Below are 16521 nucleotides of genomic sequence, written 5' to 3'. Positions count from 1 at the left end.
AGCGCCGGACGGCAGCTTCAGTGAATGTGGGCGTGGTGCTTTTCGCTTTCGTACACCGGACGTACTTCGGCGAATTCAGAATGGATATCGGCGACTAGCTGAGCGAGCGCTTCCGGGCTTTTGTCCTTCGCGTTCGACTCCAGGTCCTGGCACAACTCGGCCAGTCGAACCGCGCCCATGTTGCTGGCGCTGCCCTTGAAGCTATGCGCTACATCGGAAAGCGCTTTGGCGCTGGTGCTGTCCTGCAACTCGTGCAGGCGGCTTTGCGAATCTGCCAGAAAAGTCTCCAGCAATTCCGTATAGCCGTCCTCCATCACCTCGCGCAAAGTATCGAGGACTTCGCGATTTACATGTGCGTCTGTCACTTGCTCACTCCTTGATCAAGAATGGGCGGATTATGCCTCAATCTCCCAGAAAAACTCCACGCTGGCACTACGACCTTGGTCCGACCAACTGGCGTTGCGCCCCAGCTGCCGGACCAGACCGATGCCGCGTCCCGACAAGCGGACGTTATCCACAGGCCTTTCCATGACCCGCGCCACATCAAACCCCTTGCCGCTATCCTCGACCCGAATGACCAGGCGCCCGCCCTCGCCCTGCGGTTGCACCTGCAAATGCACTCGCACATAACCATCCTGCAGCGCCTCCAGCCGCGCCGCGCGCATTTCATAGTAGCGGGCGAAACCTGCCGCATCGCGTTTGAGGCTCGAGTCCAGCCCGAGCACGCCATGCTCCAGCCCATTGGAATACAACTCGGCGAGCACGCTGTACAGCGCCCCGCTTTGCGCGCGCAGGCCATGCACCTCAAGCAGCAACTGCAAGAGGAACGGCAATGGATTGAAGCGCCTGAGTGTGGCGCCGCGAAACTCGAAACTGGCCGACCAGTCCAGCGGGCACGACTGGCCGCTGTCGGAATACACCGGCGTCGCGCCGTGGGCCTGAGCCGACTCGAGCAGACTGACCTCGACCATGCTTACGTCATCTCGGGCCTGTCCGCGAAAATCGCGCAGCGCCTGTTCGATATCCTCGAATAACCGATCCGGCTCGCGGTTCGCCGCAAACACCTGCTGCAAGCGTTCAACGCCGAACAACTGATCATTGGCATCGCAGGTATCGATGACACCGTCCGACAACAGGAACACCCGATCATCAACCGCCATCGGATAGACATCCGTACGGTCATCGAAGGCTTGCGCGCTGAGAATCCCCAGGGGCAAATGCCGCGCCGGCAAGGGCAAGCGTTCGCCACTGGCCATGCGGTGCAGGTAACCGTCGGGCATGCCGCCGTTCCACACCTCCACCGAACGGCTCTGGAAACTCAGACTGAGCAAGGTGGCACAGCAGAACATGTCCACCGGCAGGATGCGCTTGAGCTTGGCGTTCATCTCGCGCAGGGTTTCGGCCAGGCCATAGCCCTTGGCGGTCATCCCATAAAACACTTCGGCCAGCGGCATCGCCCCCACCGCTGCCGGCAAGCCATGCCCGGTGAAATCGCCGAGCATGACGTGCATGTCACCGGCCGGCGTGTACGCCGCGAGCAGCAGATCGCCATTGAACAGCGCGTAAGGCGATTGCAGGTACCGAATGTTCGGCGCACTCAGGCACCCGGAATGCGCGACCTTGTCGAACACCGCTTTGGCCACGCGTTGTTCGTTGAGCAGATAGTCATGATGTTTCGCGATCAGATCGCGCTGCTGCAGGACCGTGGCCTGAAGGCGCCGCAAGCGATCCATCGCCTTGATTTTGGCGGCGAGTATCACCTGGTTGTACGGCTTCGCCAGAAAATCGTCACCGCCAGCCTCCAGACAACGGGCCAGCGCTTCACTCTCGGTCAGCGAGGTGAGGAAGATGATCGGCACCAACGCTTCACCCGCCAGCGCCTTGATCTGCCGCGCCGCTTCGAAGCCGTCCATCACCGGCATCAGCGCGTCCATCAACACCAGATCGGGTTGTTGCTGCTGGAAGCATTCGACCGCCTCCGCACCATTGGCCGCTGTCAGCACCTGATGACCTTGACGGCGGACAATGGTCGACAGCAGCAGCCGGTCGGCGGCGCTGTCTTCGGCGATAAGAATGGTCAGCGGCTCTTGCGCCTGCATGGGCGTCAACTGATGTCGAAGAGTTTGTCGAAGTTGGAAATCGCGAGGATTTTCTTCACATCGGAGCTGCTGTTGACGACGCGGATATCCGAATTGTCGCCACCGGCGTGATCACGCAGCAGAAGCAGCATGCCCAGCGCAGAGCTGTCGAGGTAAGTGGCCTCTTTGAGATCGACCACGATGGATTCGGGTTTGTGTGGGAGCCGTTCATACGACTCGCGAAATTCCTGATGGCGACCGAAATCGAACCGGCCTTTGACGGCGATCGTGAGCTTTTTCTGGTCTGGAGAGACTTCTGTAACGACTGACATTGACTGGCTTCCTTGTCATTGACGAACCTGTACAAGGTTTAGCACCTGGATAGGGTTGGGGCAAGGCGCAACAGTGGAACAAGTGTGGGAGCGAGCCTGCTCGCGAAGGCATTCTGTCAGTTGACTACAGGATTGACTGACACGGCGCTTTCGCGAGCAGGCTCGCTCCCACAGGGTTTGGCGGTGAGGTTTAGAAGGCATCACGCCGTGGCAAGCGCTGGGACAATTCATCGAGCAGCTTCTGCTCGCGCTTGTCTTCCAGGCGTTGCGCTTCATCACGATAGCGCTGCACCAGTTTGCGCAAACCCTCGACGCGGGCAAACGCCTGTTGCCATTCCTCACGCGCCTTGTCGAGCTTGTTCTGGTGCCAGACCAGGCTCTGCCGTTGTTGGTCGACGGCGGTGTCGAGTTGCGCCAGAAAGCCCTGGAAGCCCAGCAGCCATTGCCCGGTCACGCCGGTGCTGCCGCGCACGATCCACTGCTGCGAGTAATCCAGACGAAAGGCATTGAGGTCGGCCAGTTTGCTTTCGGCAACTTTGACCTGGCCCTGAAAGTAGGCGAGGCGCTGCACGGCGGCTTTCTCGGCCTTCTCGGCCATGTCCACCACCGGTGCCAGGCGCGCGGCGCGGCTGACGGCCATGGCCGGTTACCCGCCCGCCGCAGGGGCGAACAGGGTTTCCAGATAGGCCTGGCTTTCACCCAGATTGATTTTGTCGTTGAGGCCCTGGCGCTGATACCTGACCAACTGCGGCTGCAGGGAAATCGCCAGATCGGTCTCGCGATCACCACCGGCCACATAGGCACCGACGCTGATCAAATCACGGCTCTGCTGATAGCGCGACCAAAGCTGCTTGAAATACTGCGCGCGCTGCATGTGATCCGGCGAAACCACCGCCGGCATCACCCGGCTGATCGACGCTTCGATGTCGATCGCCGGATAGTGGCCTTCCTCGGCCAGGCGCCGCGACAGGACGATGTGGCCGTCGAGCACGCCACGCGCCGAGTCGGCAATCGGGTCCTGCTGGTCGTCGCCTTCGGACAGTACGGTGTAGAACGCCGTGATCGAGCCACCGCCCTTCTCCGCGTTACCGGCGCGCTCCACCAGTTTCGGCAGCTTGGCGAACACCGAGGGCGGATAGCCCTTGGTTGCTGGCGGTTCGCCGATGGCCAGCGCGATTTCGCGCTGGGCCTGGGCGAAACGGGTCAGCGAGTCCATCAGCAGCAGCACGTTCTTGCCCTTGTCGCGGAAATACTCGGCGATGCGCGTGCAATACATCGCCGCGCGCATACGCATCAGCGGTGCATCGTCTGCTGGCGAGGCAACCACTACCGAGCGTTTGAGGCCCTCTTCACCGAGGATGTGCTCGATGAATTCCTTAACTTCGCGGCCACGCTCACCGATCAGGCCGACGACGATGATGTCGGCTTCGGTGAAGCGGGTCATCATGCCCAACAGCACCGATTTACCGACACCGGTACCGGCGAACAGACCCAGACGCTGGCCACGGCCGACCGTCAGCAAACCGTTGATGCAACGGATGCCGACATCCAGCGGTACGCTGATCGGGTCACGGTTGAGCGGGTTGATGGTCGGGCCGTCCATCGGCACCCAGTCTTCGGCCTTCATGCCGCCCTTGCCGTCCAGCGCGCGACCGGCGCCGTCAAGAACACGGCCGAGCATGCTCATGCCCATCGGCAAACGACCGGTATCGGCCAGCGGCACCACGCGGGCGCCCGGGGCAATGCCGGCGACGCTGCCGACCGGCATCAGAAAGACTTTGCTGCCGGAAAAACCCATGACTTCCGCTTCCACCTGGGACGGGTGGTAGCTGTCGTCATTGATGACCATGCAACGGGTGCCCATGGCGGCGCGCAAGCCTTCGGCTTCGAGGGTCAGGCCGACCATGCGCAGCAGCCGACCTTCAAGGATCGGCGCGCCGGCAATCTCGGTGGCCTCGGCGTAGGTGCTCAGGCGCTTGGCGAAGCTGGTGCGTTCAAGGCGCATCGCTGGCGTCCGCGCGCGGCTCGTCAGAGTCGACAGCCGCTGGGGTGTCTTCGGGGATTTCCAGGCTCAAGTCAGGCGCTGCCGGGTGCAAGGCCTGCTCGTGCAACTGGTCGAACAGCTTGGCCATCACTTGGGTCACCCGCGATTCGACGCTGGCGTCGATGCGGCTGTGCTCGGTTTCAACCCGGCAACCGCCCGGCAACAGCGACTCGTCTTCGACGATACGCCAGGTTTCTTCGTGGCGTTCGCGCAGGGCTTTGACCTGGACGAAATCCTGCGGATTGACGTACAGGCGCACGTTTTCCACGCCCAGCGGCAACAGCTTGAGGGCATCGCGCATGACGTGTTCGATCTGTGTCGAGTCGATGGCCAGTTCGCGCTTGATCACTTGTTTGGTGATGTGCTGCACGAGGTCGACCAGCGACTTTTCAATCTGGGTGTCTTGCTCGGCGATCGGTTCGAACAGGTTGGCCATCAGCAGCTCAAGGCTGGCGATTTTCGCCGCGAGCGCTGTTTCAGCCTCCTGACGCACCTTCAGCGTGGTGCTGTGAAAACCTTCTTTTTCGCCGATGGCGAAGCCCTCGTTGTAAGCCTCCTGACGGATGCTTTCGAGTTCTTCCAGGGTCAGTGGCTGGACTTCTTCCAGCGGCACTTCTTCCATTTCCGGCGGTTCGGGCTCGGGTTCCGGCTCGGGTTCCGGTTTCGGCGGGTCGAAGCTGGGCAGCGCCCAGGATTCGAAACCACGAACATCGCGGGCGCGGATCAGATCCGTCACAGACTCGTCAGGCTTATCCATGGGCTTAGATCATTTCCTCGCCGCCCTTGCCACCGAGCACGATCTCGCCGGCTTCGGCCATACGACGGGCAATAGTGAGGATTTCCTTCTGCGCGGTTTCGACATCGCTGACGCGCACCGGGCCTTTCGCCTCGAGGTCGTCGCGCAACAGTTCGGCGGCACGCTTGGACATGTTCTTGAAGATCTTTTCCTTGACGCCCTCGTCCGAGCCCTTGAGGGCCAGCACCAGCACATCGGAAGAGACTTCGCGCAACAGCGCCTGAATGCCACGGTCGTCGACGTCGGCAAGGTTGTTGAACACGAACATGAGGTCTTCGATCTGACCGGACAGGTCTTCGTCGACTTCGCGGATCGAGTCCATGAGCTGGCCTTCGATCGAGCTGTCGAGGAAGTTCATGATGTCGGCCGCACGCTTGATGCCACCCAGGGTGGTGCGCGAGGCGTTCGAGTTGCCGGAGAACTGTTTCTCGAGAATCTGGTTGAGTTCTTTCAAGGCGGCCGGTTGCACGGTGTTCAACGACGAAACGCGCAGGATGATGTCCAGACGCACTTTATGGTCGAAGTTGCCGAGCACTTCACCGGCCTGATCCGGGTCGAGGTACGCGACCACGATTGCCTGGATCTGCGGGTGCTCATAACGGATGACGTCGGCGACGGCGCGCGGCTCCATCCATTTCAGGCTGTCGAGGCCACTGGTGTTGCCACCGAGCAGGATGCGGTCGATCAGGCCGTTGGCCTTGTCTTCGCCCAGGGCCTGGGTGAGCATCTTGCGTACGTAGTCGTCGGAACCGACGCCGAGGCTGGTCTGATCGCCGACGATGTCGACGAACTCGCTCATCACCTGCTCGACCTGTTCGCGATGGACGTTGCCCATCTGCGCCATGGCCACGCCGACGCGCTGAACCTCTTTGGGCCCCATGTGGCGCAACACTTGCGCAGCATCGGTCGAACCCAGGGACAGCAGCAGAATCGCGGCTTTGTCGACCTTGGTCAGTTTGACGGTGGCGGCTCGGTTATCACTCATCTGCGTTAATCCACTCTTTCACGACCTGAGCCACGCGACCCGGGTCTTCAGCTACCAGACTCTTGATTGCATTCAGCTGCGCGTCATAACCCTCGCTCGGGCTCGGCAACAGAATGCTCTGCGGACCACCGAGGCTCACGCGGTCGTTGGCCAGTTCGCCGTCCAGGCCGCCCATGCCACCGAGTTCCACGTCGCTGCCCAGACCGGCCAGCTCCTTGCCTTTGCCACCGCCGGTGATGTTGTTGAGCACCGGACGCAGCACACCAAACACCAGTACGAGGATGAACAGCACACCCAGCACTTGTTTGACGATGTCCCAGAACCATGGCTGGGAGTAGAACGGAATATCGGCAATCACTTCGCCGCGCTCGGCGGAGAACGGCATGTTGATCACGCTGACGCTGTCGCCACGGCTGGCGTCGAAACCGACCGCGTCCTGCACCAGGCGGGTAAAGCGCGCCAATTCGTCAGCGCTCCACGGCGCACGGCTGGTTTCACCGTTGGCCGGGTTGATCTTGACCTGATCGTCGACCACCACCGACACCGACAGGCGATTGAGACGGCCCTGCTGCTGCTTGGTGTGGCTGATCGAACGGTCGAGTTCGAAGTTCTTGGTCGATTGTTGACGCTTGTCCGCCGGGTACGGCGCGAGCATCGGCTGGCCGGTGGCCGGGTCCATGATCTGCTGGCCGTTGGCATCAACCAAAGGCTGACCTGGCTGAATCATTCCGGCCGGTGCGGCGGTGCCACCGGTGGTCTGCGGCGCCGAGGCAGGCGACGGCGGCTGGTTGCTCAGGGCACCCGGCACACCTTGCGGACCATTGCTGGCGGTGCGTTGTTCATTGACCGACTGCTCGCTGCGCAACGCCGGTTGGTCCGGGTTGAACTGCTCGGCGGTCGATTCGACGGCACTGAAATCGACGTCGGCGGAGACTTCAGCCTTGTAACGATCGTTGCCCAGTACCGGTTGCAGAATGTTGTGCACGCGCTGGGTGAGCATGCTTTCCATGCGGCGGCTGTAATCGAACTGCTTGCCGGCCATGGTCATTTCCGAGTTCTCCGCCTGATCGGAGAGCAGGTTGCCCTTCTGATCGACGACGGTGATCTGCGATTTGCTCAACTCGGGCACGGAAGTCGCGACCAGATTGATGATCGCCACCACCTGACCCGGCTCCAGCGAACGCCCGCTGTACAGCTCGACCAGTACCGAAGCGCTCGGCTTGCGCTCGTCACGGACGAACACCGAACTCTTCGGAATGGCCAGATGCACGCGGGCACCCTTGACGTTGTTCAGGCTGGAGATGGTCCGCGCCAGTTCGCCTTCGAGGCCGCGACGATAACGGGTCGCTTCCATGAACTGGCTGGTGCCCAGACCCTGTTCCTTGTCGAGGATTTCGAAACCGATGTTGCCGTCGCTGGGAGTGACACCAGCGGCAGCGAGTTTCATCCGCGCACGGGACAGGTCGTCGGCCTTGACCAGCAAGGCGCCTGAATTGGGTTCTACGTTGTAGGGAATGTCAGCGGCGGCCAGGGTTTCCATGACCTGCTTGGCGTCCATGCCGGCAAGGCTGCCGTACAGTGGACGGTAATCCGGCTGCTGCGACCACAGCACCACGGCAAAGCCAATCGCCACGCTCGCCGCCAGACCGACCAACAGGCCGACCTGACGCAGCACGGTCATCTGGGAAAGGTTTTCCAGAAAGGACAGGCCGAACAGCGGCGGTTTGCCGTCGATCGGGGTGGCCTTGGCCGGAACGTTATCAGCGACTGCTTCTGCCATGACTTATTTCGCCCTTAAACCGGCATCTGCATGATGTCTTGGTAAGCCTGGACCAGCTTGTTGCGCACCTGGGTCAGAGCCTGGAACGACACGCTGGCTTTTTGCGACGCAATCATGACGTCAGTCAGGTCGACACCGCTCTTGCCGATCTCGAACGCGTTGGCCAGTTGAGTCGACGCCTGCTGGGTATCGCTGACTTTATTGATCGCCTGACCGAGCATGTCGGAAAAGCTGCTGCCCGCGATTTCAGGGACAGCGGCAGTCGATTTACGCGCAGACATGGCATCCACTTTCATGGCCTGCATGTCCATCATCAACCGATTAAATTCAATACCTTGGCTCATGGTCTACTCTCTTGGGCGGCCCGCAATTTTTTGACACTCACTCGGCGGGTACACAGGTATTAGCAACAAGGGTGCCAGCTAGTGGGCACCCTCCTGAGAAAAGCATCTGGAATGTTTTGCAGCATCGATCAGGTGGCGAACAGATAACCTTCGACATCCATCCCGGCATCGCGCATTTGCGCCAGTTTGTAGCGCAGGGTGCGCGGGCTGATGCCGAGCTTTTCGGCAGCTTCCTTACGGCGGCCACGCTCGGCGCGCAGGGTGTCGATGATCATCTGAAACTCCCGGCGGCGCAGGTCATCGCCCAGCGCGCCGGAAGAATCCGCCTCGATTTCCACCTCGCGGATCACCGGTGCCGTGATCGGCAACGGCGCAAATGTCACCGCACCGCTCAGGCAGAAATCCTGCGGCTGAATCAAACCGCCCTGCTGCAGAATCAACGCGCGCTGAATGGCGTTGTCCAGCTCCCGCACGTTGCCCGGCCACGGGTACGCGGTCAGGCAAGCTTGAGCTTCGGGGGACAGCTTGGCTGCTGCGTGCTTCATTTTATTGACGTGTTTGGCCAACAATTTTTCCGCCAGCGGCAGGATATCGGCAGTGCGCTCGCGAAGTGGACGCCAGGCCAAGGGGAAAACCGACAAGCGGTAAAACAGGTCTTCGCGAAAACGCCCCGCCGCCACTTCACCGGCCAGATCGCGGTTGGTCGTGGCGACCACGCGAATATCCAGACTGATCGGCTTGCGCGCGCCCACTCGCTCCACTTCACGCTCTTGCAGAACGCGCAGCAACTTGGCTTGCAGGGCCAGGGGCATTTCGGAAATTTCGTCGAGCAGAATGGTGCCGCCGTCCGCCTGCTCGAACTTGCCGGCCTGCGAAGCGATGGCGCCGGTGAACGAGCCCTTCTCATGGCCGAACAGTGTTGCTTCGAGCATGTTGTCGGGAATCGCCGCGCAGTTGATCGCAATAAACGGCTGGCTCGCCCGTCGCGATTGCTGGTGAATGTAGCGCGCCAGCACTTCTTTACCGGTGCCGGACTCGCCGGAGATCAACACAGTCGAGTCACTGCGCGCGACCCGTGCCGCCAGCTCAAGCAACTGCGCACTGGCCGGTTCAACGGCGACGGGGCCTTCCGCTTCGCCAGCATCAATGCAGCCCAGCGCATGCCGCGCCACCAGATCGAGCAATGCCTTGGGCTCAAACGGCTTGACCAGATAATCCGCCGCGCCTTGGCGCATCGCATCGACCGCACGCTCGACGGCGCCGTGGGCGGTCATCAATAGCACCGGCAATTGCGGCTGGCGTGCGCGCAGCAACGCAAGCAATTGATGACCGTCCATGCCCGGCATGTTGACGTCGCTGACCACCAGGCTGAAAGCTTGCTGCGCGACGGCCGTCAGCGCTTCTTCGGCGCTACCGACGGCGTGATAGTCGTGGCCGGCGAGCAGCAGCGTATCGGCCAGCGCCTCGCGCAACGAACGGTCATCCTCGACCAGCAACACCTTGATGCCCATGACGTTTATTCAACTCCTTGTGCAGCGGAAAACAGCGGCAGACTGACCTGCGCGCAAGTGCCGCGCCCGACTCGCGAACGCAGGGTCAATTCTCCCTGATGCGCACGGACCACCGCTTTGACCACGGTCAGGCCGAGGCCGGTGCCGGTGACTTTGGTAGTAAAAAAAGGCTCGCCGAGGCGCGCCAAAACTGTCGGCTCAATGCCGCCGCCACTGTCGCTGACACACAGACGCAGGGTGTTGCCTCTGGTGTAGCAATGCACTTTCAGGCGCGCTTCGCCGGCGCTGGCCTGAATGGCGTTTTCAATCAGATTCAGTAATGCCCCGACCAGTGTGTCGCGGTTGCACAGCAGCTCACCGGCATGGCTGTCGCACTGCCAGCGGATCGGCAGATCCTGCACATGGGTCAGCGCCGCTGCCTGCAGCGATTGCATCAAGGCATTGGGCGAAATGCGGTCGGTCAGCGGCAATTCACCGCGAGCGAACACCAGCATGTCGCGCACTTGATGTTCGAGTTCGTGCAGACGCTCTTTCAAGCGGCCGGCAAAGCGTTGCTGGGTTTCCACTGGCAGTTGCTGTTCAGTCAAATGACTGGCGTAGAGCAAAGCGGCGGACAGCGGTGTTCGAATCTGGTGGGCCAGCGAGGCAACCATGCGCCCCAGCGATGACAAACGTTCGTGGCGCGCCAACTGGTCTTGCAGATGACGTGTTTCCGTCAAGTCGTTGAGCAGCACCAACTGCCCCGGCTCGGCATCCAGCGAGCGGGTGGAAATCGACAGGCGTCGACCGTTTTTCAAGGAGATTTCATGACCGTCGTCTTCACGCGGGGCGAAGCAGCGTGCGATCACATGGCGCCAGAGTTCGCCTTCGAGTGGCGAGCCGAGCAGATCGATGGCGGCCGGGTTGGCTTCGCGCACAAGACCGTGGCCGTCAATGACGATCACACCGCCGGGCAACAGGTCGAGGAGGTTTTGCAGGCGATTGGCCAGGCGTTCTTTTTCCGCCAGTTCCTGCATGCGCTGGGCGCTGACCACGGCCAGCTCACCCTTGAGTTCGGTGACCCGCGCTTCGAGCAGGCTGTAGGAGTCGGTCAGTTGGCTCGACATCTGGTTGAACAGCTGGAAGGCCTGCTCAAGTCCCTGACGACTTGCCTGCTCTACGGACGAGGGTTGCCCCACGATATTGGAGGCAGAAGAGATCTGGGCGGCTTGGGGCATTGGGCTCTCTCGCTTGGCTGACCGTCAGTGAAACGGAACGTTGCGAGGGCTGTAGCAATACCCGTGCCTAAAAAAAACCGCTTATAAATGAAGCGCTTGAAAAACAGGCGTCAATCATCCGCCTGTTCGTCTCCTCCGGCCCGGCTCATGCCGTACTTGCGCATCTTCTCGACCAAGGTTGTGCGACGGATGCGCAGACGCTCAGCGGCGCGGGCAACAATGCCATTGGCATCGTCCAGCGCTTGCTGAATCAGGCCCTGCTCCAGGCCCCCGAGGTAGTCCTTGAGGTCGAGACCTTCCGGCGGCAGCAGTGCATTGGCGCTGAAGTCCGGCGTATGGCCGTTGATGGCCACGCGTTCTTCCAGATCGCTGCGCAGGCTGTCGACCATCTGCTCGTCTTCGTCGTCGACGTAGCGGAATTTCTTCGGCAACTCGACCACGCCGATCACCCCGTACGGATGCATGATCGCCATGCGCTCGACCAGGTTGGCGAGTTCGCGGACGTTGCCCGGCCAGCCGTGACGGCACAGCGACATGATCGCCGCCGAGTTGAAACGGATCGAACCGCGCTTCTCGTGCTCCATGCGCGAGATCAGTTCGTTCATCAGCAGCGGGATGTCTTCGACGCGCTCACGCAGCGGCGCCATCTCGATCGGGAACACGTTCAGGCGATAGTAGAGGTCTTCGCGGAACGAGCCGATCTCGATCATGCTTTCGAGATTCTTGTGCGTTGCGGCAATGATGCGCACGTCGACGCTCTGGGTCTTGTTGCTGCCCACGCGTTCGAAGGTGCGCTCTTGCAATACGCGCAGCAGCTTGACCTGCATCGGCAGCGGCATGTCGCCGATTTCGTCGAGAAACAGCGTGCCGCCATTGGCCAGCTCAAAGCGCCCGGCACGGCTGGTGATCGCGCCAGTGAAGGCGCCCTTCTCGTGGCCGAACAGTTCGCTTTCCAGCAGCTCTGCCGGGATCGCCCCGCAGTTGACCGGCACGAATGGCGCGTCGCGGCGTTTGGAGTGATAGTGCAGGTTGCGCGCGACCACTTCCTTGCCGGTGCCGGACTCGCCGAGGATCAGCACGCTGGCGTCGGTGTCGGCCACTTGCTGCATCATCTGCCGGACGTGCTGAATCGCACGACTGGTGCCGACAAGACTGCGGAAAAGATTGGGTTCGCGATGACGGCCGCGTTCGCGGGCCTGGTCGTACATTTCGCGATAGACCTGGGCGCGATGCAGCGAATCGAGCAATTTGCTGTAGCTGGGCGGCATTTCCAGGGTCGACAGCACGCGGCGACGCTGGTCTTCAGGCAGGTCAACGGAAGAATTATCGCCCATTAACAAAACCGGAAGGAACTCATCCCAGGTTGCGAGTGTCTTTAGCAAGCCCAAAAGCGCGCCAGGAGCATTAACGGTCCCGATCAGTACGCAAATGACTTCACGACTAGACGACAAAGAGCCGACTGCCTGCTGCCAGTCATGGCTGCCGCAGGGTAAATTTTCTTCGCCAAGAAAATTTAGAATCACCGCCAGGTCGCGGCGGCGGACGCTATCGTCATCGATCAGCAGAATTTTGGTTTCACGCCACATGCAATAGCAACTTCCCTAGTCAACTCAATGCCCGAAAAATAAGGCAAGCGAGACGCTTGCAGGACACCATGTGCCTGTAGACGCCCTAAATCTGATAATAGCCACTAGTTAAGTCAAAAAACCGTGCACAGTCAAATTTATGGCGCACATCTCTGGTTCAACTGACGGTTAATCAACCAAACAGATGGTAAACCTTTGCAGCCTTTTGCGCTTGGGTGATCTGCGACATCTCGTTGGCTATCGCCTGCCGCTCGCCCATTGCCACCTCGAGAAGCTCTTTGTAGACGAATAGCAGCTCTTCAAGGTTATCGCGTAACGCAACTTCGTCCAGCGAAGCTTCCGCCATGACGTCTTCCATGCAGGAACGGCAAGCCAGATCCAGCTCGCCGATGGCTTCCCAGTTTCGTTCGGCCAATGCTCCGACCAACGCTTCACGGGTATCGGCAATTCGCTGCAATACAAGACTCATGGTGATCTCCTTCAGAACTGCGGAGCCGGCACGGGCGCGATGGCGTCCCAACCTTCTTTGACCGTGGTCAGCAGGCCGGCGACTTCGTCGAGTACACGGGGATCGCTGCTGATGTTCGCCTCGGCGAGGCGCTTCATCATGTAGATGTACAGGCCATCCAGATCGGCCAGTGCCTCTGCATTGTTTTCAAGGTCGAGACCTTCACGCAGGCCACTGACAATGCCGATGGCCTTGCTGATCGCCGTGCACTTGCCGGGAATATCCTTGCGCTCAATGGCGCCCTTGGCCTGCGCAATCCGGGCCAGGCCACCTTCCATCAACATTTGCACCAGGCGGTGCGGGCTCGCTTCGGACGTCTGCGCATGGGCGCCGACTTTCTGGTACTGCCGAAGGGCTAACATCGGGTTCATGTTCTACCTCATTGCCACGTTGACTCGTATAACCAGTGTATCGCCAACCGGCCCGAAAACTTTAGATCAAAAGACAAAAACCCGGCGCACGCCGATAAAGCGTAGCCGGGTTTTTGTCGTTACTGACTGTTACTTCGCGGACTGCTGAGCGTTCAGCGAGCTGAAGAACGACGTGATGTTGCTCGCCGTTGCCTTCATCTGCCCTACCAGCAAGTCCATGGCGTTGTACTTGGCCGTCAATGTCGACGTCAGGTTGGCAACCCGCAGATCCAGCGCCGCCTGCTGCTTCTGCAAGCCGCTCGTCAGACTCGCCAGGTTGGAGCTGCGCTGATCCAGCAGCCCACCGGTCTTGACGTACGGATCAACCGCCGCAGTCATACGCGCCAACAGACCATTCTTGGCATCGGTGCCGCTGAAGAGCTGCTGAACCTGGCCAGCCATGCCTGGGATTTCCATACGCTTGTTGAACACTGCAGTATCGAGCGTCAGCAAACCGGTTTTACTGTCAGTCAACACACCCATCTGTGAAAGCACGGACAATTGGCCTGCTCCGCCCGCCCCTGGATCTGTCAACTGAGCGCGCACGTCCGCCATCAACGAACGCGGCAGAGCGTCACCAGTGAACGCCGCCGAAACGGTCAGATTGCCATCGGCATCCGGCGTTGCCTTGGACAAGGTGTCGATGGTTTTCTTCAGGGTGTTATAGGAATCGATGAACGATTGCAGCGATGTCTGGATGCCGGCGGTATTGGTCGCAACCGATACAGTAGCCGGCGTTGGCACGCCGCCCACGACGGGACTCGCAGTGACCAGATTCAGCGTCATGCCGCTGATCGCACCGGTAACGGTGTTGGTCTTGCTGGTAACGGCCAGTCCGTCGATGGTCAGGCTCGCGTCCTTGGCCACATCACCGACCGCACCGGATGCCCCTGCCGCAGGACTGTCACCCATCTTCTGGGTGCCATCGATCTCGAGACCGGCGATACCGCTGACCTGCAGGTCCATGCCGGCGCCCGTCTTGTTGGAGCTCAGTACCAGACGCGAGGCGCCGGTACTGTCAGTCACGATGTTCGCGGAAATGCCATTGCTGGACTGCGCGGTGTTGATCGCATCGCGCGTGGACTGCAAGGTAGCATTAGCCGGAATCGCGACATTGTAATCAATGCCATTCTGACTGATTTTCAGAGTACCACTCGGAATGGCACTGGCGGCCCCGCCGGCAAAGGCGGCACTGGCAACTTTCGAGCCGGTGGCCAGGTTTTTCACGACTACGCTGTAAGTACCCGGCACGGCGGTTTTATCCGAAGTGGCACCGACGACAGTTGGCGCATCCGAGGTTGCAGTAAAACCGGCAAACGCCGGGCTTGTTGCCTTGTTCAGATCACCCATCGCTTTCTGATAGGCCGCCAGTGCACTTTTCAGCGAACCAACGCCGGAAATCTTCAGGCTGTTGCTTTTGGTCGCGGTATCGATCTGCGTCTGCTTGGCAGACTTGTCGGCGTTGACCAGCGCGGTCACGATCGCGCCGATGTCCAGGCCGGAACCCAGTCCGGAACCCGGTAAAATTGGACTTGCCATGTGCATCTCCCTTCAGATTGCTGCCATTCTTTTGACCGTTACACGCGTCCTGAGAACGAACAAACACTATTCATGCCATTTATCAGACCTTGGCGTCGAACAATACATGACTTGCATTGGCGAGGCTGTCGGCCAGTTTGAGGGCTTCGGCGGAAGGAATCTGTCGAACGACTTCACCCGTCTCGCTCGCGATCACCTTGACGATGACCTTGCCGGAATGCTCGTCAATCGAGAACTCCAGATTACGCTTGATCGACTGGACGAACTTTTCGATCTCTTGCACCGCCAGCTTCAACTTGGCGCCGTCCGAATCCTGATCCTTGGCAGCGACCGGTGCTTCAGTCTTTTGGACTTTAGGCAGCTCTGACGGTTTGTCAGCAACCGGTGTCACTGGCTTGGGAGCCGGATAAGACACGTTAAGCTTTACGCTCATGTCCATGCCCATCACCTCTTAACGTAAAAAAGCGAGAGAGCACGACAAGCGCACTCCCCCGCCTAAACTTGTTCCGGATTACTGAAGCAGCTTCAGTACAGCGGAAGGCAGTTGGTTGGCTTGAGCCAGTACGGAGGTCGAAGCTTGCTGCAGAGTCTGCTGCTTGGTCAGGTTAGCAGTTTCTGCGGCGAAGTCGGTGTCCTGTACACGACCCTGAGCAGCGGTGGTGTTTTCAGTGATGTTCTGCAGGTTGGAGATGGTGCTGGTCAGACGGTTTTGCGAAGCACCCAGGCTGGCACGGGTTGCACCGATTGCAGCGATAGCGGCGTCGATTGCAGTGATCGCGTTGTCGATGTTCTGCGAAGCAGAACCAGCACCAGTACCCGAAGTACCGGTCAGAACTACAGTACCGCTACCTACCGACAGGCTGACGGCGTCGAACTTGGAGCTCAGTACCAGGTCGATGTGGTTAGCCGAACCGGTGTTTGCGCCAACTTGCAGGGTCACAGTACCAGCCGAACCGTCCAGCAGGTTTTTGCCGTTCAGGTTGGTAGCAGCCGAGATACGGGTGATTTCGTCAGACATCTGAGCGAATTCAGCGTTGGTAGCGGTCTGGTCAGCGGTGCCGTTGGTACCGTTACGAGCTTTAACAGCCAGTTCACGCATACGCTGCAGGATGTCGGTCGAAGCTTGCAGAGCGCCTTCAGCGGTCTGGGCAACGGAGATACCGTCGTTGGCGTTCTGGATGGCCTGGGTGTTACCGCGGATCTGCGAGGACATACGGTTGGAGATCTGCAGGCCAGCGGCGTCGTCTTTGGCGCTGTTGATTTTCAGGCCGGAAGACAGGCGCTGCATCGAGGTGGACAGAGCGTCGGAAGCGCGGTTCAGGTTTTTCTGAACGTTCAACGATGTGGTGTTGGTGTTTACTGTTAAAGCCATGACGAATTCCTCGTTGGTT

17 protein-coding genes are annotated in these 16521 nt (G+C 60.2%); all 17 read right to left on the bottom strand.

Going from position 1 to position 16521, the window contains the following annotated elements; all coding sequences use genetic code 11:
- Positions 1 to 17: 17 nt before the first annotated feature.
- The gene (locus tag ASG55_RS03945; RefSeq protein ID WP_056783810.1) at positions 18 to 365 is read right to left on the bottom strand and encodes an Hpt domain-containing protein; all 348 of its coding nucleotides are present in this window, start codon (positions 363 to 365) and stop codon (positions 18 to 20) included.
- A gap of 30 nt (positions 366 to 395) precedes the next feature.
- Positions 396 to 2099, bottom strand: a complete 1704-nt coding sequence (locus ASG55_RS03940; RefSeq protein WP_056783807.1) for an ATP-binding SpoIIE family protein phosphatase — start codon at positions 2097 to 2099, stop codon at positions 396 to 398.
- Between the two features lie 5 nt (positions 2100 to 2104).
- Positions 2105 to 2410 (bottom strand): STAS domain-containing protein, encoded by a 306-nt coding sequence (locus ASG55_RS03935; protein WP_056783805.1) that lies wholly within the window; start codon positions 2408 to 2410, stop codon positions 2105 to 2107.
- Between the two features lie 190 nt (positions 2411 to 2600).
- On the bottom strand, positions 2601 to 3050 hold the full coding sequence (fliJ, locus tag ASG55_RS03930) for a flagellar export protein FliJ (protein ID WP_016771076.1): 450 nt from the start codon (positions 3048 to 3050) through the stop codon (positions 2601 to 2603).
- A gap of 6 nt (positions 3051 to 3056) precedes the next feature.
- Entirely contained in the window at positions 3057 to 4415 is a 1359-nt protein-coding gene (gene fliI / locus ASG55_RS03925; protein ID WP_016771077.1) for a flagellar protein export ATPase FliI, read from the bottom strand.
- Positions 4405 to 5211: a flagellar assembly protein FliH gene (fliH, locus tag ASG55_RS03920; protein WP_056783802.1), complete on the bottom strand. Its 807-nt coding sequence runs from the start codon at positions 5209 to 5211 to the stop codon at positions 4405 to 4407. Before fliH ends, fliI begins: the two co-directional genes overlap by 11 nt.
- Positions 5212 to 5215: 4 nt before the next feature.
- The gene (gene fliG, locus ASG55_RS03915; RefSeq protein WP_016771079.1) at positions 5216 to 6235 is read right to left on the bottom strand and encodes a flagellar motor switch protein FliG; all 1020 of its coding nucleotides are present in this window, start codon (positions 6233 to 6235) and stop codon (positions 5216 to 5218) included.
- On the bottom strand, positions 6228 to 8015 hold the full coding sequence (fliF, locus tag ASG55_RS03910) for a flagellar basal-body MS-ring/collar protein FliF (protein ID WP_041479017.1): 1788 nt from the start codon (positions 8013 to 8015) through the stop codon (positions 6228 to 6230). Before fliF ends, fliG begins: the two co-directional genes overlap by 8 nt.
- Before the next feature lie 14 nt (positions 8016 to 8029).
- Positions 8030 to 8359 carry a flagellar hook-basal body complex protein FliE gene (gene fliE / locus ASG55_RS03905; RefSeq protein WP_016771081.1) on the bottom strand — a complete coding sequence of 110 codons (330 nt, stop codon included), beginning with the start codon at positions 8357 to 8359 and terminating at the stop codon, positions 8030 to 8032.
- 128 nt (positions 8360 to 8487) lie between these two features.
- Positions 8488 to 9870, bottom strand: coding sequence for a sigma-54-dependent transcriptional regulator (locus tag ASG55_RS03900; RefSeq protein WP_056783797.1), 1383 nt, complete (start codon positions 9868 to 9870; stop codon positions 8488 to 8490).
- 5 nt (positions 9871 to 9875) lie between these two features.
- The gene (locus ASG55_RS03895; protein WP_056783796.1) at positions 9876 to 11087 is read right to left on the bottom strand and encodes a sensor histidine kinase; all 1212 of its coding nucleotides are present in this window, start codon (positions 11085 to 11087) and stop codon (positions 9876 to 9878) included.
- A 110-nt stretch (positions 11088 to 11197) separates the two neighbouring features.
- Complete coding sequence (locus ASG55_RS03890) at positions 11198 to 12673, bottom strand: sigma-54 dependent transcriptional regulator (protein ID WP_041479014.1); 1476 nt, start codon at positions 12671 to 12673, stop codon at positions 11198 to 11200.
- A 172-nt stretch (positions 12674 to 12845) separates the two neighbouring features.
- Positions 12846 to 13142 (bottom strand): hypothetical protein, encoded by a 297-nt coding sequence (locus tag ASG55_RS03885; RefSeq protein ID WP_016771085.1) that lies wholly within the window; start codon positions 13140 to 13142, stop codon positions 12846 to 12848.
- Positions 13143 to 13153: 11 nt separating this feature from the next.
- Positions 13154 to 13552: a flagellar export chaperone FliS gene (gene fliS / locus ASG55_RS03880; protein WP_041479013.1), complete on the bottom strand. Its 399-nt coding sequence runs from the start codon at positions 13550 to 13552 to the stop codon at positions 13154 to 13156.
- Between the two features lie 129 nt (positions 13553 to 13681).
- Entirely contained in the window at positions 13682 to 15130 is a 1449-nt protein-coding gene (fliD, locus tag ASG55_RS03875; protein ID WP_041479012.1) for a flagellar filament capping protein FliD, read from the bottom strand.
- An 82-nt stretch (positions 15131 to 15212) separates the two neighbouring features.
- Positions 15213 to 15569 (bottom strand): flagellar protein FlaG, encoded by a 357-nt coding sequence (locus tag ASG55_RS03870; RefSeq protein WP_041479011.1) that lies wholly within the window; start codon positions 15567 to 15569, stop codon positions 15213 to 15215.
- A 72-nt stretch (positions 15570 to 15641) separates the two neighbouring features.
- The gene (locus tag ASG55_RS03865; RefSeq protein ID WP_016771090.1) at positions 15642 to 16502 is read right to left on the bottom strand and encodes a flagellin domain-containing protein; all 861 of its coding nucleotides are present in this window, start codon (positions 16500 to 16502) and stop codon (positions 15642 to 15644) included.
- Between the last annotated feature and the right edge of the window lie 19 nt (positions 16503 to 16521).

This window comes from Pseudomonas sp. Leaf434, assembly GCF_001425545.1.
GTDB classification, from domain to species: domain Bacteria; phylum Pseudomonadota; class Gammaproteobacteria; order Pseudomonadales; family Pseudomonadaceae; genus Aquipseudomonas; species Aquipseudomonas siliginis.
Note: the sequence above shows the minus strand (reverse complement) of the source record. Positions and strands in the feature narration are given on the sequence as shown.

Coding starts and splice junctions, on each gene's coding strand:
- ASG55_RS03885 (WP_016771085.1), bottom strand. CDS start 13,142: ATGAGTCTTGTATTGCAGCGAATTGCCGATACCCGTGAAGCGTTGGTC.
- ASG55_RS03935 (WP_056783805.1), bottom strand. CDS start 2,410: ATGTCAGTCGTTACAGAAGTCTCTCCAGACCAGAAAAAGCTCACGATC.
- ASG55_RS03895 (WP_056783796.1), bottom strand. CDS start 11,087: ATGCCCCAAGCCGCCCAGATCTCTTCTGCCTCCAATATCGTGGGGCAA.
- fliF (WP_041479017.1), bottom strand. CDS start 8,015: ATGGCAGAAGCAGTCGCTGATAACGTTCCGGCCAAGGCCACCCCGATC.
- fliD (WP_041479012.1), bottom strand. CDS start 15,130: ATGGCAAGTCCAATTTTACCGGGTTCCGGACTGGGTTCCGGCCTGGAC.
- ASG55_RS03870 (WP_041479011.1), bottom strand. CDS start 15,569: ATGGACATGAGCGTAAAGCTTAACGTGTCTTATCCGGCTCCCAAGCCA.
- ASG55_RS03890 (WP_041479014.1), bottom strand. CDS start 12,673: ATGTGGCGTGAAACCAAAATTCTGCTGATCGATGACGATAGCGTCCGC.
- fliS (WP_041479013.1), bottom strand. CDS start 13,552: ATGAACCCGATGTTAGCCCTTCGGCAGTACCAGAAAGTCGGCGCCCAT.
- ASG55_RS03900 (WP_056783797.1), bottom strand. CDS start 9,870: ATGGGCATCAAGGTGTTGCTGGTCGAGGATGACCGTTCGTTGCGCGAG.
- fliH (WP_056783802.1), bottom strand. CDS start 5,211: ATGGATAAGCCTGACGAGTCTGTGACGGATCTGATCCGCGCCCGCGAT.
- fliJ (WP_016771076.1), bottom strand. CDS start 3,050: ATGGCCGTCAGCCGCGCCGCGCGCCTGGCACCGGTGGTGGACATGGCC.
- fliE (WP_016771081.1), bottom strand. CDS start 8,359: ATGAGCCAAGGTATTGAATTTAATCGGTTGATGATGGACATGCAGGCC.
- fliG (WP_016771079.1), bottom strand. CDS start 6,235: ATGAGTGATAACCGAGCCGCCACCGTCAAACTGACCAAGGTCGACAAA.
- fliI (WP_016771077.1), bottom strand. CDS start 4,415: ATGCGCCTTGAACGCACCAGCTTCGCCAAGCGCCTGAGCACCTACGCC.
- ASG55_RS03940 (WP_056783807.1), bottom strand. CDS start 2,099: ATGCAGGCGCAAGAGCCGCTGACCATTCTTATCGCCGAAGACAGCGCC.
- ASG55_RS03865 (WP_016771090.1), bottom strand. CDS start 16,502: ATGGCTTTAACAGTAAACACCAACACCACATCGTTGAACGTTCAGAAA.